21 protein-coding genes and 1 tRNA gene are annotated in these 25,004 nt (G+C 68.3%); 12 read left to right on the top strand and 10 right to left on the bottom strand.

Translation table 11 applies throughout. The annotated features are described in order from the left end of the window. Positions 1-21 precede the first annotated feature (21 nt). Genes LQ566_RS05195 through LQ566_RS05185 form a run of 3 tightly spaced genes read right to left on the bottom strand, consistent with a single transcriptional unit; the run spans position 22 to position 3,328 of the window. Entirely contained in the window at positions 22-996 is a 975-nt protein-coding gene (locus tag LQ566_RS05195; RefSeq protein WP_231091382.1) for an ABC transporter ATP-binding protein, read from the bottom strand. 34 nt (positions 997-1,030) lie between these two features. Next, entirely contained in the window at positions 1,031-2,020 is a 990-nt protein-coding gene (locus LQ566_RS05190; RefSeq protein WP_231090546.1) for a branched-chain amino acid ABC transporter permease, read from the bottom strand. A 3-nt stretch (positions 2,021-2,023) separates the two neighbouring features. After that, positions 2,024-3,328, bottom strand: a complete 1,305-nt coding sequence (locus LQ566_RS05185) for an ABC transporter permease subunit (protein ID WP_269142964.1) — start codon at positions 3,326-3,328, stop codon at positions 2,024-2,026. A 319-nt stretch (positions 3,329-3,647) separates the two neighbouring features. Between LQ566_RS05185 and guaB the strand changes: the two genes are divergently transcribed. Continuing rightward, positions 3,648-5,144, top strand: a complete 1,497-nt coding sequence (guaB, locus tag LQ566_RS05180; protein ID WP_231090544.1) for an IMP dehydrogenase — start codon at positions 3,648-3,650, stop codon at positions 5,142-5,144. A 57-nt stretch (positions 5,145-5,201) separates the two neighbouring features. On the opposite strand, the gene LQ566_RS05175 is transcribed toward guaB, so the two are convergent. Further along, positions 5,202-6,293: an FAD-dependent oxidoreductase gene (locus LQ566_RS05175; protein WP_231090543.1), complete on the bottom strand. Its 1,092-nt coding sequence runs from the start codon at positions 6,291-6,293 to the stop codon at positions 5,202-5,204. Between the two features lie 124 nt (positions 6,294-6,417). On the opposite strand from LQ566_RS05175, the gene LQ566_RS05170 reads away from it, so the two are divergent. Beyond that, positions 6,418-7,002 (top strand): GNAT family N-acetyltransferase, encoded by a 585-nt coding sequence (locus tag LQ566_RS05170; protein WP_231090542.1) that lies wholly within the window; start codon positions 6,418-6,420, stop codon positions 7,000-7,002. 253 nt (positions 7,003-7,255) lie between these two features. Next, positions 7,256-8,770: an MATE family efflux transporter gene (locus LQ566_RS05165; protein WP_231090541.1), complete on the top strand. Its 1,515-nt coding sequence runs from the start codon at positions 7,256-7,258 to the stop codon at positions 8,768-8,770. 192 nt (positions 8,771-8,962) lie between these two features. On the opposite strand, the gene LQ566_RS05160 is transcribed toward LQ566_RS05165, so the two are convergent. Beyond that, positions 8,963-10,102: an ROK family protein gene (locus LQ566_RS05160; RefSeq protein ID WP_231090540.1), complete on the bottom strand. Its 1,140-nt coding sequence runs from the start codon at positions 10,100-10,102 to the stop codon at positions 8,963-8,965. Positions 10,103-10,207: 105 nt separating this feature from the next. On the opposite strand from LQ566_RS05160, the gene xylA reads away from it, so the two are divergent. The 5 genes from xylA (at position 10,208) to LQ566_RS05135 (ending at position 16,263) form a co-directional block, all read left to right on the top strand. After that, positions 10,208-11,401 (top strand): xylose isomerase, encoded by a 1,194-nt coding sequence (gene xylA, locus LQ566_RS05155; RefSeq protein ID WP_231090539.1) that lies wholly within the window; start codon positions 10,208-10,210, stop codon positions 11,399-11,401. Next, positions 11,394-12,740: a xylulokinase gene (gene xylB / locus LQ566_RS05150; RefSeq protein ID WP_231090538.1), complete on the top strand. Its 1,347-nt coding sequence runs from the start codon at positions 11,394-11,396 to the stop codon at positions 12,738-12,740. The genes xylA and xylB overlap by 8 nt, the downstream gene beginning before the upstream one ends. Before the next feature lie 93 nt (positions 12,741-12,833). After that, the gene (locus LQ566_RS05145) at positions 12,834-13,322 is read left to right on the top strand and encodes a DUF3817 domain-containing protein (RefSeq protein WP_231090537.1); all 489 of its coding nucleotides are present in this window, start codon (positions 12,834-12,836) and stop codon (positions 13,320-13,322) included. Beyond that, a complete protein-coding gene (gene guaA, locus LQ566_RS05140) occupies positions 13,319-14,899 on the top strand; it encodes a glutamine-hydrolyzing GMP synthase (protein WP_231090536.1) in 1,581 nt (526 codons plus the stop codon). Before LQ566_RS05145 ends, guaA begins: the two co-directional genes overlap by 4 nt. A gap of 41 nt (positions 14,900-14,940) precedes the next feature. Further along, positions 14,941-16,263 carry a glycosyltransferase gene (locus LQ566_RS05135; protein ID WP_231090535.1) on the top strand — a complete coding sequence of 441 codons (1,323 nt, stop codon included), beginning with the start codon at positions 14,941-14,943 and terminating at the stop codon, positions 16,261-16,263. 3 nt (positions 16,264-16,266) lie between these two features. Here LQ566_RS05135 and LQ566_RS05130 read toward each other — a convergent pair whose 3' ends face one another. Together LQ566_RS05130 and LQ566_RS05125 are read right to left on the bottom strand one after the other, a co-directional pair. Next, positions 16,267-16,554, bottom strand: coding sequence for a hypothetical protein (locus LQ566_RS05130; RefSeq protein ID WP_231090534.1), 288 nt, complete (start codon positions 16,552-16,554; stop codon positions 16,267-16,269). 76 nt (positions 16,555-16,630) lie between these two features. Next, entirely contained in the window at positions 16,631-17,632 is a 1,002-nt protein-coding gene (locus LQ566_RS05125; protein ID WP_231090533.1) for a Bax inhibitor-1/YccA family protein, read from the bottom strand. Between the two features lie 222 nt (positions 17,633-17,854). Between LQ566_RS05125 and LQ566_RS05120 the strand changes: the two genes are divergently transcribed. Both LQ566_RS05120 and LQ566_RS05115 read left to right on the top strand, forming a co-directional pair. After that, positions 17,855-18,877, top strand: a complete 1,023-nt coding sequence (locus LQ566_RS05120; RefSeq protein WP_231090532.1) for a glycerophosphodiester phosphodiesterase family protein — start codon at positions 17,855-17,857, stop codon at positions 18,875-18,877. A 110-nt stretch (positions 18,878-18,987) separates the two neighbouring features. Further along, positions 18,988-21,354 carry an ATP-binding cassette domain-containing protein gene (locus LQ566_RS05115; RefSeq protein ID WP_231090531.1) on the top strand — a complete coding sequence of 789 codons (2,367 nt, stop codon included), beginning with the start codon at positions 18,988-18,990 and terminating at the stop codon, positions 21,352-21,354. Positions 21,355-21,528: 174 nt separating this feature from the next. Here the strand turns inward: LQ566_RS05115 and LQ566_RS05110 are convergent, their stop codons facing one another. Then, complete coding sequence (locus LQ566_RS05110; RefSeq protein ID WP_231090530.1) at positions 21,529-22,260, bottom strand: hypothetical protein; 732 nt, start codon at positions 22,258-22,260, stop codon at positions 21,529-21,531. A 224-nt stretch (positions 22,261-22,484) separates the two neighbouring features. Here LQ566_RS05110 and LQ566_RS05105 point away from each other — a divergent pair, with 224 nt between their 5' ends. Further along, complete coding sequence (locus LQ566_RS05105) at positions 22,485-23,351, top strand: EamA family transporter (protein ID WP_231090529.1); 867 nt, start codon at positions 22,485-22,487, stop codon at positions 23,349-23,351. Positions 23,352-23,523: 172 nt separating this feature from the next. After that, on the top strand, positions 23,524-23,745 hold the full coding sequence (locus LQ566_RS05100; RefSeq protein WP_231090528.1) for a hypothetical protein: 222 nt from the start codon (positions 23,524-23,526) through the stop codon (positions 23,743-23,745). A 6-nt stretch (positions 23,746-23,751) separates the two neighbouring features. Here LQ566_RS05100 and LQ566_RS05095 read toward each other — a convergent pair whose 3' ends face one another. Next, positions 23,752-24,705 carry a helix-turn-helix transcriptional regulator gene (locus tag LQ566_RS05095; RefSeq protein ID WP_231090527.1) on the bottom strand — a complete coding sequence of 318 codons (954 nt, stop codon included), beginning with the start codon at positions 24,703-24,705 and terminating at the stop codon, positions 23,752-23,754. A 133-nt stretch (positions 24,706-24,838) separates the two neighbouring features. Continuing rightward, positions 24,839-24,911: transfer RNA gene (locus LQ566_RS05090), tRNA-Met, on the bottom strand. Between the last annotated feature and the right edge of the window lie 93 nt (positions 24,912-25,004).

The following is a 25,004-nucleotide window of genomic DNA, read 5'->3' as shown; positions in this document are numbered from 1 at the left end:
CGACATCGGATGCGTTCTCGGTCACTTCTGCTCCTCTTCGCCGCGCCGCTCGGGTTCACCCTCGGCGGCGGCTTCCGTGGCCGCCTCGATCTCATCCAGCAGCGTGATGGCCGAGGTGTTCAACTCCCCGGCCACGCGGCCGGTGACCACACCCAGATCCACGTCCTGGTGGGCGCCGAGGTAGGCGTCGATGACGGCCGGATCGTCCATCACGGTCTCCGGTGGACCCTCTGCGACCACGCGGCCCTCGGCCATCACCACGACCCAGTCTGCGATGTGCCGGACCATGTGCATGTCGTGTTCGACGAACAGCACCGTCATGCCGCGCTCCTTGAGATCCAGCACGTGATCCAGCAGCGACTGCGTCAGAGCCGGGTTGACCCCCGCCATCGGCTCGTCGAGCATGACGAGGTTGGGATCGCTCATAAGGGCTCGCGCCATGTCGAGGAGCTTTCGCTGCCCTCCCGAAAGGGAGGCGGCGTAGTCCTGCTCTTTGGCGTCGAGCTTGAAGCGAACGAGCAGGTCTTTCGCCTTCGCCTCGATCTCCCGCTCCTGCGACCGCCACAGCCAGGGCAGCATCGACGTCCAGAACCGCTCGCCGCGCTGCCCCGGCGCTCCGAGCTTCATGTTCTCCAGCACCGTCAGCAGCGAGAGCGCCTTGGTCAGCTGGAAGGTGCGCACCTGGCCCATCCGGGCGACCTTGAACGAGGGGACGCCGGCGAGGTTCGTGCCGTCATATGCCCAGGTGCCCGTGTTGGGCTTGTCGAAGCCGCAGAGCAGGTTGAACAGCGTGGTCTTGCCCGCCCCGTTGGGGCCGATGAGGGCGGTGATGGCGTGACGCGGGATCTCGAGATGATCCACGTCCACCGCGCTCAGGCCACCGAACTGACGGGTGACGTTGTCGATCACGAGGATCGGGTCCGTCTTCTTCACGCCCGGTGCGGGCGCGCCTTCCAGCCCGATCACCGTCTTCGGCCGCTTGATGCTCCCGGTCATCGGCGCGGGCTCCGCCGCGGCGCCGGGGGTGTTCTCACTTGACAAAGGTCAGCTCCCTCTTGTTGCCGAGGATGCCCTGCGGGCGGAAGATCACGATCAGCATCAGCACGAGCCCCAGCAGGATCAGCACCAGAACCTTGGCCTGCGAGTCGGTGAAGGGGAGCATGCCCGCCTTCGCCATTCCGCTCAGCAGACCCGACAGGAACGACTGCGCCACCAGGTAGATGACAGCGCCCAGTGCCGGTCCGAAGATGGTCGCCGCTCCGCCGAGGAGCAGCATCGTCCAGATCTGGAACGTGGTGGAGGTGGTGTACAGGCCCGGACTGGTCGCCGAGCCCATCACCCAGACGATGCCTCCCACCGCGGCGATCACGCCACCGATGATGAGGGACTGCATCTTGTAGGCGAACACGTTCTTGCCGAGCGAGCGCACCGCGTCTTCGTCCTCGCGGATGCCCTTGATGACCCGGCCCCACGGGCTGCGCATCAGGGCCCACACCAGGAGGATCGCGATGGCGAGCATCAGCAGGCCGAACAGGATGGTGCTCAGCTGACTGGGTGTGTAGCTGAACGGACCGAATCCGATCTTCATGTCGCTCGGCAGGGCTGCGAGCGGGCTCGCATCGATGAAGGCACGGGCGTAGCCGCTCAGACCGCCCGATCCGGCGGTGTACTCCGTGAAGCTCTCCGTGAGAAAGAGGTAGCGCACGATCTCCGCTGCGGCGATGGTCACGATGGCGAGATAGTCCGCGCGCAGTCGCAGGGTTGGGATGCCCAGCACCACCGCGAAGACGGTGGCGGCCAGCATGCCCACCAGCATGGCCGTCCACCAGGGCAGCCCGAAGCTCACGATCGAGATGGCGTAGCCGTACGCGCCGAGGGCCATGAAGGCCGCCATGCCGAAGTTCAGCAGGCCGGTGAACCCGAAGTGCACGGCCAGGCCCGTGGCCGCCAGCGCGAACGCCAGGGTGGTCGGCTGCAGCAGATAGCTCGCCGCATCGTTGAGGATGCTCAGGAAGTTCATCCGTCAGCCCAGCCTTTCCTTGCGGCCCAGCAGACCCTGCGGCCGTACCAGGAGGATGATGATCAGCACGACGAGCGCGCTGGCGTACTTCAGGTCGCTCGGCACGCCGAACAGGGTGGACACCTCGACCACCAGGCCGATGATGAGTGAGCCCACGAGCGCGCCGAAGGCCGTGCCGAGGCCGCCGAGGGTGATGGCGGAGAAGATGAGCAGCAGCATGCCGGTGCCCATGTTCCAGGTGATCCCGGGGCGGTAGTACGCCCAGAGGATGCCGGCGACGGCGGCGAGCATGCCGGCGATCACCCACACGATGCGGATGACGCGATCCACGTTGATGCCGGAGGCCGCGGCCAGCTGCGGGTTGTCCGAGATCGCGCGGGTAGCCTTGCCGAGCCGCGTGCGGGTGAGGAAGAACGCCACGGCAGCGATGGACACCACGCAGACGATGATGCTGATGATGTCGACCCAGCTCAGGGAGACGGGGCCGAACTTCATCGGTGCCATGTTGGCACCCTCCAGCTGGAAGGTGCCGCCGCCGATGAAGAACTGGATCACGTACCGCAGGGTCAGCGACAGGCCGATGCTCACGATCATGAGCTGCACCACGCCGAGTCCTCGTCGTCGCAGGGGTCGCCAGAGCCCGGCATCCAGCGCGAGGCCGAGGGCAGCACCCCCGATCACCCCGGCGATGAGTCCGGCCCACAGCGGCAGGCTCCAGAAAGATGTGAACACCAGCGAGACGAACGCCCCCCAGGTGACGAGCTCGCCGTGCGCGAAGTTCGACAGGCCGGTGGTGCCGTAGATCAGGGCCGCGCCGATGCCGGCGAGTGCCAGGAGCAGTCCGAACTGGAGTCCGTTCGCCAGACGCACCAGCAGCTGATCGGCGAAGGACTCGGTGACTCGTTCGCCCTCGCCGAGGAACATGTTGATCCGGACGGTGTTGGTGAGTTTGAAGGCGACCTCCTTCTCGGCCCCGTCGGTCACGATCACCCCGTCCGGCAGGGTGGACTCATCCACCGTGAGGGTGTAGTCGGCCTTCTCCGGTACGTAGAGCGTCCAGGCGCCCTCGGCGTCCGTCTCCGTCTCCCCGCTGAAGCCGTTTCCCTCGATGGAGAGCTTCACGCCCTCCAGAGGCTTCTCTTCGAAGGTGATGAAGCCCTTGACGACGAAGTCCGTGACGGTCTGCCCGTCGGGAGACTCCTCGGCGCGGGCACTTCCGGCGGTGGCGAAAACGGATGCGAACACGGCCACGGCGGCCAGGATCACGGCGATGAACAGGACCTGCCACTTGGGGCGGGGCCTGGTCATGGGAGTCGTGGAGCCCACGAACCCTCCTTTGGGTCGGGCGCGAAGCATCGGGATGCGTCAACACTGATTGCGACGAGCGTAGACGTCAGTGAGCAATTGATCCAGCATTGTGGCGTTCTGTGGACAGATTGCAATCGAAACGGCTTGGGGGGCAGCGAAAAGCGAAGTGGCCTGGAGCAGTGGACTGGACCGTGCGCCGGCGGGAATTATTCGCGCCCCGCGGGCGCTTAGAATCATCAGAACGGGTCACCAGCCCGTAGCCGTCGCCGTCGACCCCCGCATGATCTGCGCCCATCGGCGCGAGAGGAGCCCCCCGTACATGGAACAGAACGATCCCTTCGGTTTCGTCGGACTGACCTACGACGATGTGCTCCTGCTGCCGGGGCACACCGATGTGATCCCGAGTGAGGCCGACACCTCCTCGCGACTGACCCGCCGCATCACGGTCGCCACTCCGCTGCTCTCCGCCGCGATGGACACCGTCACCGAGGCGCGCATGGCCATCGCGATGGCCCGCCAGGGCGGCATCGGGATCCTGCACCGCAACATGTCGATCGAAGACCAGGCGACGCAGGTCGACCGCGTCAAGCGATCCGAGTCGGGGATGATCTCGGATCCCATCACCACGACGCCGGACGCCACCATCGCCGAGGTCGACGGACTGTGTGCCAAGTACCGCATCTCCGGACTGCCCGTCGTCGACGAGGCCGGTCATCTCGTGGGCATCGTCACCAACCGGGACATGCGCTTCGTGAGCGACAAGTCCATCACCCGTGTGAAGGACGTCATGACGAGTGAGGGCCTCATCACGGCACCGGTGGGCATTCCCGCCGACGACGTCCTGGCCATCTTCGCCAAGCATCGCGTGGAGAAGCTCCCGCTGCTGGATGATGAGGGCAAGCTCGCCGGTCTCATCACCACCAAGGACTTCGACAAGAGCGAGAAGTACCCGCTCGCCACCAAGGACGACCAGGGACGCCTCCGTGTGGGTGCGGCCATCGGCTTCTTCGGAGAGGCCTGGCAGCGCGCCGAGGCCCTGCGCGACGCCGGTGTGGACGTCATCGTGGTGGACACCGCCAACGGCGACTCCGCCGGCGTGGTGGACCTGATCAAGCGCCTGAAGGCGGATCCGACCTTCGACGCGATCGACATCGTGGGCGGCAACGTCGCCACGCGCGAGGGCGCTCAGGCGCTCGTCGACGCCGGTGCCGACGCCGTCAAGGTGGGAGTCGGCCCTGGTTCCATCTGCACGACCCGCGTGGTCGCCGGTGTCGGCGTGCCGCAGGTCACCGCCATCTATGAGGCGGCGAAGGCCGCGAAGCCCGCGGGCGTCCCCGTGATCGCCGACGGCGGTCTGCAGTACTCGGGTGACATCGCCAAGGCGCTCGTCGCCGGTGCCGACACGGTGATGATGGGTTCGCTGTTCGCCGGAACCGACGAGTCGCCCGGAGATGTGGTCTTCGTCAACGGCAAGCAGTTCAAGCAGTACCGTGGCATGGGGTCGCTGGGTGCGATGCAGACGCGCGGCAAGAAGACGTCCTACTCCAAGGACCGCTACTTCCAGGCCGACGTCCCCAGCGACGACAAGCTGATCCCCGAGGGTATCGAAGGCCAGGTGGCGTACCGCGGTCCGGTCGCCGCCGTCGCCTACCAGATGGTCGGGGGTCTGCGTCAGTCCATGTTCTACGTGGGAGCCCGCACCATCGAGGAACTGCAGGCGAAGGGCAAGTTCGTCCGCATCACGGCGGCCGGACTCAAGGAGAGCCACCCGCACGACGTGCAGATCGTCGTCGAGGCGCCGAACTACCGCAAGTGATCGTGTCGTGACACGGCCCGGGAGAGATCATCTCCCGGGCCGTTCGCGTCCGGTGCCTCAGCGGGAGCGCGCCGGCCGCTCGATGCGGCGGAAGAGCTCCGCGGCGCGGTAGTCGTCCTCAAGAGCGAGGCGGGCCAGGACCTCACCAATCGCCGGGGCGAACTTGAAGCCGTGCCCCGAGAATCCCGCACCCACCACGATGCGGCCGGAGCGGTCGAGGTGGAAGTCCTCGTCGGCGGTCGATGTGTACGTGCAGCTGACCGGGGCAGCGGTATCCGCGTCCAGCCCGGGGAACCACTCGCGGACATAGTCCCGCAACTGCGTCAGGGAGTGCGACCGATGGGGGCGCTGATCCGGGTCCACCTCCTCGCCGACCAGATGGAAGCCCACCTTGATGCCCTCGCCGGGGGTCGGCATGCCGTAGACATCTGCCGGCCACGGCCGGCCCAGCAGGTGGTTGAACGACGGCCAGACGGCCTCGCGACGCGGGCGGAAATGAGCCGGGTGCTCCTCGGTGACCCGCAACCCGGGAAGGGGGATCGTCGCGGCAACCAGCGCGCGCGTCCAGGCGCCCGCGGTGATCACGACGCGATCGGCGTGGATCTCGGATCCATCCGGGAGTGTCACCCGCCCGCTCGGGCTGACCGCGCGCACGGGGGTGCTCCAGCGGACATCGCCACCGGCGTCACGGATGGCGGCCTCGAAGCGGCGCAGGGCCATGGCCGCACGGATGGCTCCCGACGACTCGGACAGCAGGACCGGCTCTGCGAACCGCATGCCGGTGAACCGGGCGCCCGCCTCTGCCGGATCCAGCAGGCGGGAGCGGATCCCGCGCCCGGCATGGGCGCGCTGAACCGGCAGGAGACGGTCGAGCGGCCCGTGATTGACGAGTCCGTGCGCGCGAATGAGTGGCTGATCGAGCCCGGCGGACAGGAGGGCCCAGAGCTCACGCGCACGCACCAGCAGATCGAGGTACTCGTCGCGCGAGTACGCGTCGTTGAAGTTCCGTGTCCTCCCGTGTGATGCGCCGTGGTGGTGACCGCGCGCGAACCGCTCCAGCACGATCGGGCGCGCTCCAGCGCGAGCGAGTGCCCATCCCGTCGCCAGGCCCATCACACCGCCGCCGACCACGACGATCCCTCGCGCCATCTCGCCCGCCTTCCTCGCTGCGGCGATGTTAGCGTCGCGAGTGGGCTCGACACCCTCCGGGCGTCATCCGCCGCCACGCGGCACCCCGCACCGGCGACCGGCCGACTACTGCTAGACAGGACGCATGACTTCTCCCGGCATCGTCTGGCCGCGCCCTGCGGGCGAGCTGGAGCTCCGACTGCCCACGGCAGAGAGCCTCGACCGGGTTCTACGCTGGCGAAACGACCCGGCGGTGACGAACTGGCTGCTCAAGACCGAGGTGGAGCCGGAGGCCTTCCGCCGGGCCTGGCTGGATGCCATCGCTGATCCGCACGATCACTCGGCCATTGCGTTCCTCGGCGATGAGGCGGTGGGCACCGCCTCACTCTGGGTCACGGACGCCATGGGGCAGAGCCACGTTGCCGACGGTCCGTGGCGCGGGGCCGAGGCCGGAATCGGATACCTGATCGATCCCGCATACGCCGGGCGGGGCTACGCCACCGAGCTCGGGCGGGCGCTACTCGTCCTCGCATTCGACGAACTCGGGGTTCACCGGGTCACGGCCGGGTGCTTTGCGGACAACACGGCCTCCTGGCACGTGATGGAGAAGCTGGGGATGAGACGTGAGCAGCACGGCCGGCGGGACTCGTGGCATGCCGAGCTCGGCTGGATCGACGGCTATACGTACGCGATCCTCGCCGAGGAATGGCGCGCGCGCCAGGGTGGGTAGCCCGCTGGGTGCAGCGAGGAGAGTTTTCATCCGCAGATTGATCTTGCCGCCCGGAAAATAAGGGATCGAATCGTTTCGTTCTCGGGCCATGTCGTGGGAGCATGGAGGTGGTCCCGACGAGCGGCGGTACGCCGTCGCCTGCTCGAGCGGCAACGGACCACCCGCCTCATCGGCCGATTTCCCCCCCTGAATCGGTTCCCTCGGTGACGGCGGACGCCCGCCCCCGATCCGGCTTCCTCTCCCAGAAAGTGTCATGTCCCAGTCGCTCACCGCGGGCAGCCCCTGGCGCGTCATCCTCGCCTTCACCGTCCCGCTTCTCATCGGCAACGCCGTCCAGCAGCTCTACCAGTTCGTCGACACGGTCGTCGTCGGTCGTCATCTCGGCGTCGACTCGCTCGCGGCCGTCGGCGCCACCGGCAGCTTCATCTTCTTCCTCCTCGGCTTCGCCTGGGGAATGACCGCCGGCTTCGCCATCCCCACAGCTCAGGCCTACGGTGCGCAGAACGCCGCGGCCGTGCGCCGGTCGGTTGCCACGGGCGCCATTCTCACCGGCATCGTGAGCGTGCTCATCACCGCGGCAGCGCCGTTCTTCTCCGAATGGGCGCTGCGGATGCTGAACACGCCGGAGATCCTCCTGCCGGAGGCGACGGTGTTCACCGTGATCAGCTTCCTCGGCACCGGTGCGACGATGTTCTTCAACTTCCTCTCCGCAGCGATCCGTGCGATCGGCGACTCCCGGACACCGCTGGTCTTCCTCGTGCTCGCGTGCCTGCTCAACGTGCTGCTGGTCGTGGTCTTCGTCGCGGTGCTGGAGTGGGGTGTGGCGGGTGCCGCGCTGGCCACCGTGATCTCGCAGCTGGTGTCGGTGCTGCTGTGCCTGCTCTACGTGAAGGCCCGCCTGCCCGAGCTGCACCTGAAGCGCGAGGACTGGCGCATCACCTCCGACGACGTTCGCGAGCACCTGCGCCTCGGTCTGCCCATGGGATTCCAGGCCTCGATCATCTCGATCGGCGCCATCGCGGTGCAGGTGCGGCTCAACGGCCTCGGTGCGGACGCCGTCGCCGCGTACACCACGGCGATGCGTGTCGACTCCCTCGCCAGTGCCTTCCTCGCCTCTCTGGGTCTTGCCACCTCGATGTTCGTAGCCCAGAACCTCGGGGCGGGGCGTCCGGATCGCATCCGCCGCGGCGTTGTTCAGGCGGTCTGGATGACCCTCATCGGCTCCGCGGCCCTCGGCGCCGTGATGATCGCCTTCGGCGGCCAGATGGTCCGCCTCTTCGTCGGCGACGGAGCCGCCGACGTCGCCGATCTCGCGTTCATCAATCTGGTCATCAACGGACTCGCATACTGGATACTCGGCGTGCTGTTCGTGCTCCGCGGCGCTCTGCAGGGGCTCGGTAGCGCGATCATCCCCACCATCACGGGGATGATCGAACTCGGGATGCGCGTGCTGGCGGCCGTCGCCCTCGGCGCGGTGTGGGGCTATGTCGGTGTGGCGTGGTCCAACCCGCTGGCCTGGATCGGCGCCGTCGTGGTGCTCGTCCCCGCCTACCTGCATGCGCGACGCGCACTCGCTGTCATGCCCGTGCGCCGCGGCGAGCCCGCCACCGACACCACGCCGATCGCCGTGGTGGGACCGATCGACGGCTCGCGCACGGTCGATGCCGTCGTGACGCAGCCGATCCCCGTGATGCGTCGTCGGTTCTGGGGCCGCACGCGCGGCCCCGTCTCGTCCCGGTCCGCCTCCCGCCCGCGCGTGCGCGACTGATCCTGGTCCCGCGTCCGCGTTGGATCCCGCGTCCGTGCGGCTGCGGCCGTGCGTGATCCCGCGTCCGTGCGGCTGGGGCCGTGCGTGATCCCGCGTCCGTGGGGCTGGGGCCGTGCGTGCTCCCGCGTCCGTGGGGCCGCGGCCGTGCGTGATCCCGCGATGAGGAAGGGACGCGACGGCGCTCGACGGGAGTCAGGCGAGGAGGGCTTCGTCGGCGAGGAGACCGGCGAAGGCGAGCTCGGCGGCGCCGATGAACAGCCGGTCGTCGGCCAGCGCCGCGGGCAGGACTGCGAAGTCCGGATCGTTCGGGCGGATGCACTGTTCGGCGATCGCGTCCCGCAGCTCCTTGGCGTCCTTTCCCTCCCCGAGCAGCGGCGCGAGGGTGCCACCGAGCACCACCGCACCGGTATCGAGGATCGAGACAGCGGTGGCGATCGTGGCGGCGAGGATGCGGCGACGGCGCGCCCGCTCCTGCGCCGCTGCACGGGGGTCCGGCACACCGATCTCATCGCGGACCAGTGTGTTTGTTTCCGCGCCCGGCGCACGGAGCTCGTCTTCGAACGCCCCCGACGCCGTTCGCCGGTCGGCGGGGTCGGTGAAGGGGGCGACGATGTGCCCGAACTCGCCGGAGAAGCCCGAGACGCCGCGGAGCAGGCGTCCACCGGTGATGATTCCGCCACCGATGCCGGACGGGCCGCCGTTGAGGTAGACCACATCGTCACGACCGGCGCCGGAGCCGAATCGGTGCTCGGCGAGCGCGCCGAGCGAGGCGTCGTTTCCCGCGCGGGCCGGCAGTCCGGTGGTCTCTGCGACGATGTCGGCGAGCGGCTCGTCGACCCAGCCGAGGTGAGGCGCATTCGCGACCAGCGCCGTGCCGCTGACGAGACCGGGCACCGCGAGACCGATGCCCACGAGCCGCGCGTGCGACAGCGCACCCTCGCGCCACGCGGCGATGGTCGCGGCGATGACATCCGCCACCTGCCGGGGCGAGGGCGGTGCGTCCAGCTCCACGGTGGCACGGGCGCGCACGGCACGGTCCAGTCCCACGGCCGCGAGACGCACCGCGTCCACCTCCGGGTTCACGGCGATCGCAACGACCTCGGAGGAGGGGGAGACCACGGGGGAGGGGCGGCCGACGCGGCGGGTCTGGGCCGGATCGTGCTCCACGGCGAGACCGGATTCGGTGAGCGAAGCCACCAGTGAGGCGATCGTGGAGCGGTTGAGGCCCGTGTCCGCTGTCAGCTGCGCCCGGGATCGTGCGCCCTCGCGATGGAGGATGGTGAGCAGCCGGGGCAGATTGTCGCTGCCCGGCGTGGTGGACGCCTGATCCATGTGCCTCCTTTGCGGACACTTCAGTGTGACAGGGGTTGCGCTCTCGATCCTCCCGCAATATGTTGTGCATCACAACATATACCGATTTCCCCGAAGGGCGAGACGATGACGACCACCCCCACCCGCGAAGACCGCTTCTCTTTTGGTCTCTGGACCATCGGCTACAACGGTGCCGACCCCTTCGGCGGACCCACGCGCCCGGCACTGGATGTGGTGCACGCCGTCGAGAAGCTGTCGGAGCTCGGCGCCTACGGCCTGACGTTCCACGACGACGACCTCTTCGCGTTCGGGTCCACCGACGCCGAGCGCCAGACGCAGATCGACCGCCTGAAGGGCGCGCTCGCCGACACGGGCCTGGTGGTGCCCATGGTCACCACCAACCTCTTCTCCGCCCCGGTCTTCAAGGACGGCGGCTTCACGTCCAACGACCGCGCAGTTCGCCGGTTCGCGTTGCGCAAGGTGCTGCGCAACCTCGATCTCGCCGCCGAGCTCGGTGCGAAGACGTTCGTGATGTGGGGCGGCCGCGAAGGCGCCGAGTACGACTCCGCCAAGGACGTGCGCTCGGCGCTGGAGCGATACCGGGAGGCCGTGAACCTGCTGGGCGACTACGTGACCGACAAGGGCTATGACATCCGCTTCGCGATCGAGCCGAAGCCGAACGAGCCGCGCGGCGACATCCTCCTTCCCACGGTCGGTCACGCGCTGGCGTTCATCGAGTCGCTGGAGCGTCCGGAGCTGGTGGGCCTGAACCCGGAGGTCGGTCACGAGCAGATGGCCGGGCTCAACTTCGCGGCGGGCATCGCGCAGGCGCTCTACCACGACAAGCTCTTCCACATCGACCTCAACGGCCAGCGGGGGATCAAGTATGACCAGGACCTCGTCTTCGGTCACGGCGATCTGCACAACGCGTTCGCCCTGGTGGATCTGCTCGAGCACGGTGGCGCCGACGGCGGCCCCGCCTACACGGGTCCGCGTCACTTCGATTACAAGCCGAGCCGCACCGAGGACGAGACCGGCGTGTGGGACTCCGCCGCCGCGAACATGCGGATGTACCTGCTGCTGAAGGAGCGCGCGAGCGCGTTTCGTGCTGACCCGGAGGTGCAGGAGGCGCTGGCGGCCGCACGGGTGGACGAACTGCGTCAGAACACGCTGGGCGAGGGCGAGACGTACGACGATCTGCTCGCGGACCGTTCCGCGTACGAGGACTTCGACGCGAACGCGTACTTCGGCGGCCGGGGATTCGGCTTCGTGCGCCTGCAGCAGCTGGCTGCCGAGCACCTGATGGGTGCGCGTGGCTGAGCGGACCCTCGTCGCGGGCGTCGACTCGTCCACGCAGTCGTGCAAGGTCGTCATCATCGATGCCTCGTCGGGGGAGGTCGTCCGCCAGGGGCGGGCGGCCCACCCCGATGGCACCGAGGTGGATCCGGCGCACTGGTGGCGCGCTCTGGTGGAGGCGATCGCCGATGCCGGGGGAGTGTCCGATGTGGCCGCGGTCTCGGTCGGTGGGCAGCAGCACGGGATGGTGGTGCTGGACACCGACGGCGAGGTGATCCGTCCCGCGCTGCTGTGGAACGACACGCGCTCCGCCGCAGCGGCGGAGGAGCTCATCGCGGAGTTCGGCGCTGAAGCGCTCGCGCAGCGCACGGGTCTTGTCCCGGTGGCCTCCTTCACCGCGACGAAACTGCGCTGGCTCCGCGACGCCGAGCCCGAGGCCGCGGCCCGCGTCGCGGCCGTCGCGCTCCCGCACGACTGGCTGACCTGGCGTCTGCGCGGCTATGGTCCGCGCGATTCCTCGCCGCGAGGCCCGGTGCTGGACGAACTGATCACCGATCGCTCGGACGCATCGGGGACCGGCTACTGGGATCCGGCGAGCGGCGGATACGACCGTGAGGTGCTGGTCGCCGCGCTCGGTCACGACGCCGTTCTGCCGCGTGTGCTCGCTGCGGACGAGTCGGTCGCGGTCGACGCCGTGACGGACGCGGGATTCGCGGTCGGGGTCCTCGTCGGCCCGGGAGCAGGTGACAACGCGGCGGCCGCGCTCGGCGTCGGTGCCGGCGTGGGCGACGCGGTCGTCTCGATCGGCACCAGTGGAACCGTGTTCGTGGTGAGCGCTGATCGCACCGTCGATCCGTCCGGTACCGTCGCCGGATTCGCTTCGGCGGACGGCGCCTTCCTGCCTCTGGTGGCAACGCTCAACGCGGCGCGTGTCCTCACCGCGATCGCCGCCCTGCTCGGCGTGGACGTGGACGAGCTGAGCGCGCTCGCTCTTCGCGCCCAGCCGGGAGCGGGCGGGATGACCCTGGTGCCCTACTTCGAGGGGGAGCGCACCCCCAACCTGCCGGATGCGACGGCATCGCTCACCGGGATGACCCTGGCATCGACGACGCGCGAGAACCTCGCGCGCGCGGCGGTGGAGGGCATGCTCGGCGGACTCGCCGCCGGTCTCGATGCGCTTCGCGACCTCGGTGTCCCGCTTCGGCGGGTGCTGCTGATCGGTGGCGGTGCCCGCTCGGCCGCCGTGCAGTCGCTGGCCCCCACGGTGCTCGGTCTGCCGGTCGAGGTGCCCGCTCCGGCGGAGTACGTCGCCCTCGGCGCCGCCCGTCAGGCCGCCGTGATCATCGGGTATCCCCGTTCATAGCGCGCAAATGGCTCCAAATCCGGCGGATTTGGAGCCATTTGCGCGCAACGGAGCGAGGAAGAGTCCTCAGGAACGAGCGGCTAGACTAGACGCATGCCCGCACCCAAACTCGCCACCTTCCCGGCGATCCGCGGAGCGCTGAAGTTCTATCAGATCGCATCGATCATCACAGGAGTCTTCCTGTTGCTGCTGTGTATCGAGATGGTGCTGAAGTACACGCCGATCCACCTGGAGCTGTTCCTCGGCGACCCGGACGGCCTGATCGCGCTCAAGCCCGTGGTCGAGACCGCGAACGGCCTGGAATCCACCGGTCAGGGCTTCAACGTCTCACTCGCGATCCTTGTCGTCCACGGCTGGTTCTACGTCGTGTACCTCTTCGCCTGCTTCCGCATCTGGTCCCTGATGCGCTGGCAGTTCCCGCGCTTCATCATGCTCGCCCTCGGCGGCGTCGTCCCGCTGCTCTCCTTCTTCATGGAGACGCGCGTGGCCCGCGACGTCAAGGCCTACCTCGCCAAGCGCGAGGCGGACGAGGCGGCATCCGCATCCGTTACCCCCACTCCAGCCACGGAAGGCAGCAAGTGACCGAGACCCCCGAAACCGCGCAGCGGCCGGTACTGGTCGTCGATTTCGGCGCCCAGTACGCGCAGCTGATCGCACGTCGTGTGCGCGAAGCCGGCGTCTATAGCGAGATCGTGCCGCACACCGCGACCGCAGCAGACATCGCTGCGAAGAACCCGCTCGGACTCATCCTGTCCGGCGGCCCGTCGTCGGTGTACGAGGAGGGCGCCCCGAAGCTGGATCCCGCGGTGTTCGACCTCGAGGTCCCGACGCTCGGCATCTGCTACGGCTTCCAGTACATGGCCCAGGTGCTCGGCGGTGAGGTGGCCGCCACCGGCCTGCGCGAGTACGGTGCGACCGATGCCACCACCAGCAGCGACAGCGTGATCCTTGAGGGCGTGCCCACCGAGCAGAACGTCTGGATGAGCCACGGCGACTCCGTCGCGAAGGCACCCGAGGGCTTCACCGTCAACGCGTCGACCGCGGGCGCGCCCGTTGCCGCGTTCAGCAACGACGAGAAGAAGTTCTACGGCGTGCAGTGGCACCCCGAGGTGAAGCACTCCACGCACGGTCAGGCGATCATCGAGAACTTCCTGCACCGCGCGGCGGGGCTCCCGGCCGACTGGAACAGCGACAACGTGATCGCTGAGCAGGTCGAGCGCATCCGCGCCCAGGTGGGTTCCGCCCGCGTCATCTCGGCGCTCTCCGGCGGCGTCGACTCCGCTGTCTCCACCGCGCTGGTGCACAAGGCCGTCGGCGACCAGCTGGTAGCCGTGTTCGTGGATCACGGGCTCCTCCGCAAGGGCGAGCGCGAGCAGGTGGAGAACGACTACGTGGCCTCCACCGGCGTGCGCCTGGTGACGGTCGATGCCCGCAAGCAGTTCCTGGACGCGCTGGCCGGAGTCACCGACCCGGAGACCAAGCGCAAGATCATCGGTCGTGAGTTCATCCGCTCGTTCGAGGCCGTGCAGCGCCAGCTGGTCGATGAGGCCAAGGAAGCCGGCGAGCCGATCAAGTTCCTCGTGCAGGGCACGCTCTACCCCGACGTGGTGGAATCCGGCGGCGGCGCAGGCACCGCCAACATCAAGAGCCACCACAACGTGGGCGGCCTGCCGGAGGACATGCAGTTCGAGCTCGTCGAGCCGCTGCGCACCCTCTTCAAGGACGAGGTCCGCGCCATCGGCCGCGAGCTGGGACTGCCCGAGGCGATCGTCTCGCGCCAGCCGTTCCCGGGCCCCGGCCTGGGCATCCGCATCATCGGTGAGGTCACGCAGGACCGGCTGGATCTGCTCCGCGACGCCGATGCGATCGCGCGTGAGGAGCTCACCGCCGCCGGTCTCGACAACGAGATCTGGCAGTGCCCGGTCGTGCTGCTCGCCGATGTCCGCTCCGTGGGAGTGCAGGGTGACGGACGCACGTACGGCCACCCGATCGTGCTGCGCCCGGTGTCCAGCGAGGACGCGATGACCGCCGACTGGTCTCGTCTGCCGTACGACGTGCTGTCGAAGATCTCCAACCGCATCACCAACGAGGTGCGCGATGTCAACCGCGTCGTGCTGGATGTCACGTCCAAGCCGCCGGGGACCATCGAGTGGGAGTGAACTCGTCGAAGCACCTGACCGCGCCCGCGGTCAGGTGCTTCGTGCTTGCATCCCGGCTCATCCCGGATCTGGACGGCGGGTTCTGCCGCGCCGTCCTCGGTCGCGCGCGTGACCTCGTGGACGCCGGAGTCCCGGCCGAACTGCTGACCGTGGATCCGGGCAGCGCCGCCGACCATGACGCCCATCGCGCGGAGTTCGTGCGCCGAGGCGAGCTGGATCGTCCCGAGCGGCTGCGCAACCTCTTCGACGAGGCCAGCGCGGATCCATCGTGGGTGCGTGCTGCCGCGCATCCGGGGACACGAGACCCCGCGCTGGAGTACCGTCCGGTCCCCGCGGCCCACCCGGTCCTTGAGCTTCCCGTGATCGCCGGGAACCCCGACTGGCACCTCAGCACAGCGCCCGTGGTGGTGCTCGCCGCGGACGGCTCGGAGGCCGGCGTGCTGGACGGCTTCGGGGGACTGTACCGGGCGTGGCTGGACCACGTTCTGGCGACGGCACCCGGTGATGGCCTCCAGAGCGTGGTGATCGTCGAGGCGCGGCAGCTGGGGGAGCTGCTCACCGCCTGGGACTCACCCGCGAAGCTCGTCCACACCACGCACACCGCCCACATCGGGGAGCCCTACACCCCGGACGCGCCGATTCTGCCGCTCTGGCAGCGATGGCTGCATGCGGCCGGTGCGTTCGACGCGGTGGTCTGGCTGACGGCAGCGCAGCGCGACGACGTGATCGCACGGTTCGGCGCCGGGCGGATCGACGAGGTCCTGCCGTTCGGCGCGACGGCTGTCGCGCACCCGCGTCCAGCGGCCGAGCGTGACCGCCACCGTGCGGTGATGATCAACCGCCTCGCGCCAGGCAAACGGCTCGATCACGCGGTGCGCGTCTGGCGAAGGGTGGTGGACCAGCTGCCCGATGCGGTGCTGGACATCTACGGCGAGGGAGCGTCTCGCGGCGCGATCGAGGCGTTGATCGACGAGCTCGGCCTCACGGAGCGCGTCATCCTGCACGGCCAGATCGCCGATCCCGATACGGTGCTGGATGATCCGGCTGTGCTGCTGCTGACCACCGCGTTCGAGGGCCAGGGACTCGCCGTGCTGGAGGCGCTGGCACACGGGACGCCGGTGGTGAGCTACGACGTCCGTTACGGCCCCGCCGAGGCCCTGTCGGACGGCGGCGGTCTCCTCATCGCCTCCGGAGACGAAGACGCGTTCGGCGATGCGGTGCTCCGGATCCTGACGGACGACGACCTGCATGCGCGGTTGGTGGCCGAGGCGCACGCGGCGGCGCGGTCGCGCTCCCGCTCGGCGGCGACGCGGGAGATGCTGCAGATGCTGGCGCGCGTCGCGGAGCGTCCGCGACGGCGCTGAGGCTCAGGCCTCCGCGATCTCCGCGAAGAGCTCCTCCACGCGCTGACGCTCCCAGTCGAGGATCGGGTCGTCGGCGTGCGCTGACATGTTCTCCACGGCGGCGTCCAGAATCTCCTGTGCCGCGTCGGGGTCGGCGAAGCTCACAAGCTCGCCCAGGGCCACGGCTGCCTGGCACCCGACCACGGTGGTGGGGTCGGCATCGACCACCTCGCGCAGCAGGGCCTCCGCCTTCTCGAACTGCTTGCGATCGGCGAGCATGAGCGCGCGCTGGAACTTGACCTGCTGATTCACCCTTCCAGTTTCCACCCTGTCAGCGGAAACGACGAACGGGGCCGGATTCTTCCGGCCCCGTTCGTCGATGAGGGGATCAGTCGTTGCCGCGCGCGATCGCGATGATGCGCAGGATCTCCACGTAGAGCCAGACGACCGTCACCATGACACCGAACGCGGCGTACCAGGCGAGGTTCCGGGGAGCGCCGTTGCGCACGCCCTGCTGGATGCCATCGAAGTCCAGCACCAGCGAGTACGCGGCCATGATGACGACCAGCACACCGATGATGAGACCCAGCGGGACGCCGAAGCCGGCGATGTTGAGCTTCGCGCTGTACATGCCGAAGCCCTGGTTCAGCACGCCGGTCCACATCAGGATGAGGTTCAGCAGGGAGAACACCAGATATCCGACCATCGCGATCAGGAAGATCTTCGTGGCGCGCTTGCTGGCGCGGATCTTGCCGCTGGCGAACAGCGCGAGAGTGACGCCGACCACGGCGATGGTGGCGAGGGTCGCCTGCATGACCACGCCCGGCCAGAACGCCTCGAAGGTGGCCGAGATGGCGCCGATGAACAAGCCCTCGAACGCCGCATAGGCGAAGATCAGAGCCGGACGCACCTTCTTGCGCGACGTGAAGGTGACGACCATCGCCAGCACGAAGCCGCCGAGCGCACCGAGCGCCCACGGGATCATGTTGGTGGGCTGACGGTAGCTGACGGTCAGGCCGCTCGCCGCCCAGATCCAGCCGACGACCGCGGTGATCAGCAGCACGCCGAAGAGCGCCGCCGTCTTCCAGATGGTGTCTTCGTACGTCATGCGGCCGTGGTCGATGGCGCTGGCCGTGGGGGCGGCGTACATGCCCTCCAGGTTGGCCTGCACCGCGGCGTTCTGCGCGGCCTGCTGCGAAGCAGCCCACTGCGCGTTCTGTCCGGCCGATTGCGGGCTCTGGGTGTACGGCTGTCCGTTCAGGGTGTAGCCGCCCTGCGCGGGCGGCGGCACGAGCCCGGTCGTCTGCGCTCCCGCAGGAGCAACCGGAACGGCGGGAGCGTTACGCTCCTGGAACGCCGAGTTGCTGAAGATCGGGTTTCGAAGGGCCATTGCGGCTCACGCTCCAATGCTGTGTGTCAAGGACACGGTGTTCTTCATTGTACGGGCGGGATCCGGGAGAATCCCGGGATTCTCAGACGGCGAACAGCATCTGACCGGCTCGGCCACGTTCCGAGGACCCGGGGATCACGGTGCCCGGCGAGAGATGACCCCAGCGGACGATGATGGGGTGGTGCCCGGCGAGAGATAGCCCCAGCGGACTACGATGGGCCGGTGCCCCGTCGTCGCCCCCTCGTCATCGGCCATCGTGGAGCGCCCGGATACCGTCCGGAGCATTCTCCATCCGCGTACGACCTCGCCCTCGCGATGGGTGCGGACGCCGTCGAGCCGGATGTGGTGGTGTCGCGCGACGGGGTGCTGGTGGTCCGGCACGAGAACGAGATCTCGGGAACCACCGACGTGTCCGAGCGCCCCGAGTTCGCCGATCGGCGTACCACCAAGCGGGTGGACGGTGCCGAGCAGACCGGATGGTTCACCGAGGACTTCACCTGGGAGGAGCTGTCGACGCTGCGGGTGCGTGAGCGCATCCCGGCACTGCGCGCTACCAGCGCCACCTACGACGACCGGCAGCCGATGCTGCGCCTGCGCGACGTGCTGGACCTCGTCCATCGCGCCTCCCTCGAGCAGGGCCGTGAGATCGGTGCGGTGGTCGAGATCAAGCACGCCACGTACTTCGCCGGGATCGGGCTGGACCACGTGCCGCTGCTGCTGGCCGAGCTGGAAGCGTGCGGCTGGGGTGGTGGCGCGCACCCTCTCGTGATCGAGTCCTTCGAGCAGACCGTGATCACCCGCCTGCAGCAGGAGGGGCTCCGAGCGACCTATGTGTACCTGCTGGAGGCTGCGGGAACCGCCTACGACCTGCGCGCGTCCCGTCAGGCCGGCGTTCCTTCGTACGCGGATCAGCTCGGCCCCCGCGGCCTCGACGTGCTCGCGAGCCAGGTCGACGGGATCAGCCTGGACAAGAAGATCATCCTCCGGCCCGATCGGATGGGCCGCTCGCGCGGGCCGGCGCCGGTGGTCGAGGATGCCCATCAGCGTGGACTCCAGGTGTTCACGTGGACGGCCCGGCCCGAGAACGCGTTCCTGCTGAAGCAGTTCCGCACCGGTGCGAAGGCGGAGTTCGGCGACTACGAAGGCGAATGGCAGATTCTTCGTGAGGCCGGGGTGGACGGCGTGTTCGTCGATCACCCCGACCTCGGCGTCGACTTCTTCCGCGCACCGGCCGTTCGCGACTGATCACGGGCTTCTTCGTTCCTGCCCGCTTGTGATTTCCGGATGCGCGATGTCGGTGGCATGAGCGATGCTGTTATCCGCCGCATTCGTCGATCCGCACACCGGGGAGCATCATGACCGACGCCCACATCGCCGACACCCATGACCTCATCCGTGTGGTCGGAGCACGGGAGAACAACCTGCGCGACGTCTCCGTCGAACTTCCCAAGCGCCGGCTCACGGTCTTCACCGGCGTCTCCGGTTCGGGAAAGAGCTCGCTCGTGTTCGCGACGATCGCTGCGGAGTCCCAGCGGATGATCAACGAGACCTACTCCTCGTTCGTGCAGAACTTCATGCCCTCCCTCGCCCGTCCCGACGTCGACGTGCTCGAAGGGCTCACCACCGCGATCATCGTCGATCAGGAGCGGATGGGCGCCAACGCCCGCTCCACCGTGGGCACCGCGACCGACGTCAACGCGATGCTGCGCATCCTGTTCTCCCGCATCGGCGTGCCCCACATCGGCTCGCCTCAGGCGTTCTCCTTCAACGTGGCCTCGGCCTCCGGCGCCGGAGCCGTCACCGTGGAGAAGGGCGGACGCACGGTCAAGGAGCGCGCCGAGTTCTCCATCCTGGGCGGGCAGTGCCCGCGGTGCGAGGGCATGGGCACGGTGAACGACATCGACCTGGCCGAGGTGTACGACGAGAACCTGTCTCTGCTCGAGGGTGCCATCAAGGTACCGGGCTACACCCCTGACGGGTGGGCGACACGGATGTACGCCGAGTCCGGGTTCTTCGACGGCAGCACCAAGATCCGCGACTTCACGAAGCGTCAGCTGGACGATTTCCTCTACAAGTCGCCCGTCAAGGTGAAGATCGACAAGATCAACCTCACCTACGAGGGCCTCATCCCGCGCATCCAGAAGTCGATGTTGTCCAAGGACCGCGATGCGATGCAGCCGCACATCCGCGCCTTCGTCGACCGCGCCGTCACCTTCATCGTGTGTCCGGAGTGCGATGGCACGCGCCTCAGCGCCCCGGCACGATCGTCGAAGATCGCCGGGATCTCCATCGCCGATGCTTGCGCGATGCAGATCAGCGATCTGGCGCAGTGGGTGCGCTCCCTCGACGAGCCCTCGGTTGCTCCTCTGCTCACCGGGCTGCAGGAGACCCTGGACAGTTTCGTCGACATCGGTCTCGGATACCTCTCCCTCGACCGGCCGGCGGGAACCCTCTCCGGTGGCGAGGCGCAGCGCACCAAGATGATCCGTCATCTCGGCTCCTCCCTCACCGATGTGACGTATGTGTTCGACGAGCCCACGACCGGTCTGCATCCCCACGACATCGAGCGCATGAACCGCCTGCTGCTGGCTCTGCGCGACAAGGGCAACACCGTGCTGGTGGTGGAGCACAAGCCGGAGACCATCGCGATCGCGGACCATGTGGTGGATCTCGGACCGGGCGCCGGCTCTGCCGGAGGTGAGATCACCTTCGAGGGAACGGTGGAGGGGCTGCGCGCGAGCGAGACCCTCACCGGTCGGCACCTCGACCTGCGGGTCAACGTCAAGCCCACGGTGCGTGAGCCACGTGGCGCCATCGAGGTGCGCGGGGCAAACCTGCACAACCTGCAGGACGTGGACGTCGACATCCCGCTGGGCGTGCTCGTCGTGTTCACCGGCGTCGCCGGCTCGGGCAAGAGCTCTCTCGTTCACGGCTCGCTGCCGAAGGACGCGTCGGTGGTGTCGATCGATCAGGCACCCATTCGCGGCTCACGACGCAGCAACCCCGCGACCTACACCGGGCTGCTGGAGCACGTGCGCAAAGCCTTCGCCAAGGCGAACGGCGTGAAGCCCGCGCTGTTCTCGGCCAACTCCGAAGGCGCCTGCCCCAACTGCAACGGTGCCGGCGTGATCTACACGGATCTCGGCGTCATGGCCACGATGGAGACCACCTGCGAGGTGTGTGAGGGCAAGCGTTTCGACCACGAGGTGCTGCAGTATCACTTCGGGGGCAAGGACATCAGCGAAGTGCTGGCGCTGCCGGTGGCTGATGCGCTCACGTTCTTCGCCGAGGGCGAGTCCAAGATCCCGGCCGCCCACAAGATCCTCGGACGCCTGGCCGATGTGGGTCTGGGCTACATCAGCCTGGGTCAGCCGCTCACCACACTTTCGGGCGGAGAGCGTCAGCGGCTCAAGCTCGCGGCCCAGATGGGTGAGGGAGGCGACGTCTACATCCTCGACGAGCCCACCACGGGCCTTCATCTGGCGGACGTCGAGAACCTGCTGGCGCTGCTGGATCGGCTGGTGGACTCCGGCAAGTCCGTGATCGTGGTGGAGCACCACCAGGCGGTCATGGCTCATGCCGACTGGATCATCGACCTGGGGCCGGGGGCGGGCATCGACGGCGGCAAGGTGGTGTTCGAGGGTACGCCCGCGCAGCTCATCGCCGATGGCACCACGCTCACCGGCAAGCACCTCGGAGAGTACGTCAACGCGCAGCGCTGACGTACTCGCGGCGCTCTGAGGTCACTGCGGTCTCCGAGGTCCCTGCGGTCGCCGAGATCCCTGTGGTCGCCGAGATCACTGCGGTCACCGAGATCCCTGCGGTCGCCGAGATCACTGTGGTCTCAGACACCCCTGTGGTCTCCGTCATTGCTGTGATCTCCGAGCTTGCGGTGATCACAGGTCGCTGTAGTCGTCGCCCACGCCGAGCATGGTCACGACGCCGTCGACGACGGAGAAGCTGAGGTAGCGTTCGCCTTCTTCGCCCGGGTTCGCGAGAGACGACGTACCGGGAACCTTCTCGACGTTCAGACGGTACGCGGTGACATCGTCGTACGTGCCGTATGCGGTCACCTCGCCCCCCGCCGCCTCCACCTGCGCTACCGTCGCTCCCACGCTCAGCCCGGCAGACGTGAGGGCGACATCCTGCTCGGAGGCCGCACGGAACGTCACCGAGGCGGACGCCGGAGTGCCCTCGATCCAGGAGAGCGTCAGACCCGGCCAGCGGTACAGGTCGATGGGGTAGCGGTCATCGGGGCGCTCCGGCGCCACCTCGCCGAACATGCTGAACAAGGCGTCGCGTACGCCGACGGCGTCCGTGCGGATGTCGAGTACCTGTTCGCCACCCTCCGAGTCCGTGACGACGAGCTGGTCCAGGCGGAGGTCGAGACTGACGGGTGTGGCCGCGGAGTGCTCCGGCGTCGGTGTCGGGGTGGTGACGGCGGAGGCGGACGGTGACGGCGCGCTCGTACTCGTCGCGCTGGTCGGCGCCGGGGCGTTTGCCCCGTTCGGCTCGGGGGCGCAGCCTGCGAGCGCGAGGGCGCTCACGAGAACGCCGACGCTGATGAACAGCGGCACGCGTCGGTGAATGGCGAGGGTCCGCTGAGAGGTGTGAGCTGAGGCCGTCATGCGCTGATCGTAGCGATGCCGACCGGGTCCGCCGAAGCACCGGTGAGAGTCTGGAGACACGATCGTTATGACTTAGGCTGGTGGCGATAGCGCCTAGGGTTCCGGAACCACGTTCGACAGGTCCGAGCGGCGCCACGCGCGACGCCGTCGCACGTCATCTGACAGGACAAAAGCCCGGAGGACCGGTGTTCGTCGATCCATGAATCGGCGAGCGGAAGGTTCTCATGTCGCTTCTTGCTCTCGTCCTCGTTCTCGCCGCCGCGTGTGCGCACGCCGCCTGGAACGTGATCGCTCACGGTGCCAGCCGGGCCGGCTTGCCGTTCCTCTGGCTCGGCGCGCTGGCCAGCGGCATCGTATGGCTGCCCGTCGTGCCGTTCACGGGTGGGATCGGAACGGATGACTGGTCGGGCTTCCTCCTGGGAGTCGCCGTGTCGGCGGTGCTGCACGTGGTCTACATGCTGGTGCTGCAGCGGGGATACGCGGCCGGAAACCTCTCCACCGTGTACGCCACGGCGCGCGGGTCCGGGCCGCTGGTCACCGTGATCGTGGCGGTACTCGCACTGGGCGAGCGACCCTCACCGATCGCGCTCGTGGGCGTGATCGCGGTGATTGTCGGCGTGGTCTGGATCGGGCTGGTCGACCGCGGCGCGGGATCGTCGACGCGCCGCGGTGTGGATCCCGCGATCGTCTTCGGTCTCCTCACCGGTCTCGCCATCGCCGCGTACACGCTGTGGGACAGCCAGTCTCTGCGGATGTGGCACATCTCACCCGTGGCGTTCATGGTGGGGTGCACCCTGATCGAGGTGGTGCTGTTCGGCGCGATTCTCGGGCCGCGCTGGCGCCAGGTCGTTCCGCTCGCACGGCTGCAGTGGCGACGCCTCCTGGCCTTCGGTGTGCTGTCGCCGCTGAGCTACATCCTCGTGCTCGCCGCGACGACCATCGCACCCGTGTCGCTCGTCGCTCCCACGCGCGAAGTCAGCGTCGTGCTCGTGAGCCTCTTCGGCGCCTTCGTCCTGCGAGAGGGACGGCCCGGGCTGCGGGTGGGAGCCTCGATCGTGGTCGTGGCGGGGATCGCGCTGCTCGCACTCTGAGTGCTCTACACAGGTGATTCAGATTCTTCTGAGCTAACTTCGCCCGACATCGCCGGGGCGCATACTGCGCCTGCCACGGACTCGAACTGCGGCATCATGGGTGGTGAAGTCGTTCGATCACGGAACCGATCGCGATCCGAGGCGGCGGCGGAGGAGGAGCATCATGGGTCCGGTGAGCGACACCTATCGCAAAGACCTCGCGATGCTTCAGACACGGATCCCCGCGGACGCGCACGCACGACTCGTGAAGCTCGCCGAGGACATCCAGGACGCGCGCGAGCGCGACGCTTCGGGCTCCGGCGAGCTGGATCGGCGCATCGCCGTGTACATGAATGTGCGCGAAGAAGCGCTCACGCAGACCGCGCAGCGGATCGAACCCGTGCTCGGCGCCTGAAGCCGGTCAGACCCGCCCGCGGCGCCGGTACTCCGCCGGAGTCATGCCGTATTCGTCGCGGAAGCTCCGATAGCCGGTGTCAGACGATCCGAAACCCACGCGGCGGGCGATCGACTCGAACGGCTCCTGCGTGAGAAGCAGCTCGCGTCCGGCGGCGGTCACCCGCCAGCGGCGGATGCACTGTGAGATGGAGAGCGGCTCGGATTCGAACAGCCGGTGCAGTCGACGCACGCTCACCCCGAGCGCGGCGGCGATCACGGAGACGTGAAGGTTCGGGTCGGCGTAGTTGTGCTCGATGAAGTCGTGCACGCGGGCGCGGACCGCGTCATCCGGGTCGGCCGGCTCTCCTGCGGGCTGAGCGGCGAGAAGCGCGCGGGAGAGGTCGAGCAGGGCATGAGCGGTGAGATCCGCCTCCACCGTGTTGTCGTCCGGAGCCGACTGGGACAGGGAACGCAGCAGACTCTCGAACGCCGACCCCACCGCCACGTCCGCCAGCGGGCGCAAGCCGAGAGCATCCAGTCGCTCACGGGGCATCCGGAGCTTGCGCGTCGGAATGAGCACGCTGAGCAACCGCGACGACCCGTCGCTGCTCATCACGAACGACCGCCGGGCAGGAGCGAGCAGCCAGTGACCAGCCGGCACGGCGACTTCGTCGGCTCCCTCCTGGACGGTGACGCCGCCGTGGACGACGAACATGAGCCGCGCCACGTCCGCCATCGCCGCAGCGGCACCGACGGGCCGCTCGAAGCGGAACGCGGAGCAGCGCAGATCCTCGAACGCCGATTCACCGAGGGGCACCGACACGAGACGGCCACGGAAGCCGTCGTGATCGGCGCTGGTGAGATCGCCATCCGCGGCGAGCGAATCCATCCCGCGCCGCCCCGTCAGCGTGTAGACGGTGCGCGATCCTCGCGCAGCGGCGAGGGTGATGCCGAACGAGGGCATGACACCCGAGGTCACGATCGACCTCCCACCGGGGAAAACCACATGGGCGCCACCATACCTGCACCCTGCATGTTCGACCGGCGGGTTGACATGTCCTGCGGCGCGTCGCCGCCCGTACTGCGGTGACCGCGGCCCGCGGGAGCATTTGACGCGACGGCGGGAGTCGAACCCGCTGCACAACCGGGTATGAACCGGTGCCCGGAACCACCCGGACCGTCGCGATGTCCCCACGCTAACCCGCGATCGCCGCGCAGGAGCGTGAGTGACGAAGGATCACCGACCGTGACGGCACGTGACGAGATCCCACGGTAGAG

It is taken from the genome of Microbacterium nymphoidis, assembly GCF_021044885.1.
Taxonomy (GTDB): Bacteria; Actinomycetota; Actinomycetes; order Actinomycetales; family Microbacteriaceae; genus Microbacterium; species Microbacterium nymphoidis.
Note: the sequence above shows the minus strand (reverse complement) of the source record. Positions and strands in the feature narration are given on the sequence as shown.